Source organism: Aminobacter sp. P4_D5 (assembly GCF_056401815.1).
The window spans coordinates 1-1,084 of record NZ_JBFUIP010000416.1 but is presented as its reverse complement, the minus strand read 5'-3'; the positions used below and the strand labels follow the sequence as shown (position 1 = coordinate 1,084).

The window sequence follows — 1,084 nt, the reverse complement described above, 5'->3', positions numbered from 1 at the left end:
CTGCGGGAGAGTTCTGCCCCCGCTTTCTCGCCGCGCCGCTGTCTGGTGGCCCATTCAGTAACCACCCGAAGGCCGCCCTTGAAGCCGTCATCGCGCAGACGGCGCCATAGCTCGGCCCCGCTGCGGCAGCCCGCCTCCCATTCGGCCCGCAGCATCGGCSTGTGGGGTTCCAGCATCCTGATCCGGCCACGAAAGACGTCACCATCGCTGCCCCGCAGCACGCTACGGACCAGCTTGCGGCTGCGGCCAGTGCTGCGCGTGATCTCCTTGATCGACTTTCCTGCCGCCGCCAGCGCYTTGATGGTCTGGCTATTCTCCTGGCGTCGCTGGAAGCCGTTGTATTGAATGCGCTCCGCAGCCGTCAGCAAAGCTGGGTCAATGACGGTGGATCCAAGCACCTGGCGGATGGCCCGCATTGACCGACGTACCGCCTCCAGGAACGCGGCGCTGGCGTTCTCCATCAGGTGCCAGCGATCGGCGACCTGGATTGCCTGTGGAGAGCTCCGTGATGCAGCCCGGCCATACCCAGCACCTCGGTCGCGCGACACCACCGTGATTTCCGGATGGGCCGCCTAGCCAGGCGGTCACGGTCGCAGCCTCCCTGTCTGGCAGCAGGTCGACAACCCGGCGCCGTTCCAGATCGCACACCACCGTGCCGTAGCGCTGGCCGCGCTTCCACGCGAAGTCGTCGATCCCGAGAATATGGACAGGCTCACTCGGCATGTCGGCCCGGCGCCGCAAGGTCACGTCCGTCAACGTGGTGGAAAATGTTGATGGGCTTGAGGTGGCCACGGCTCAGGCGGCTTTGGGTGGAAGTTGCAGGGTTTCGTTGGTGGTCGCCGGGTTGAGCATCTCGCCCATGGCCTCGACGCCCATGTAGCGGTGCTGCATCTGCCATTCGTCATTGGCCTCGAGCAGGACGGCACCGATGAGGCGGATGATGGAGGCCTCGGAGGGAAAGATGCCGACGACATCGGCGCGCCGTTTGACCTCCTTGTTCAATCGCTCCAGCGGGTTCGTAACCGGTATGTAGATCGCGGTGCCTGTCTCGTCCGGCTGGGATGGCTTTGATCCTGGCGTATGG

At 65.0% G+C, this 1,084-nt stretch carries 1 protein-coding gene and 1 pseudogene; both read right to left on the bottom strand.

Features of this window, described 5'->3' with window-relative positions; genetic code table 11:
• Window positions 1-744 (bottom strand): annotated as a pseudogene (locus tag AC1DWF_RS32395) (ISL3 family transposase); the annotation flags it as partial.
• Window positions 745-795: 51 nt separating this feature from the next.
• Window positions 796-1,084 (bottom strand): transposase (locus tag AC1DWF_RS32390; protein ID WP_476842619.1); only part of this gene is annotated, 289 nt, incomplete at its 5' end.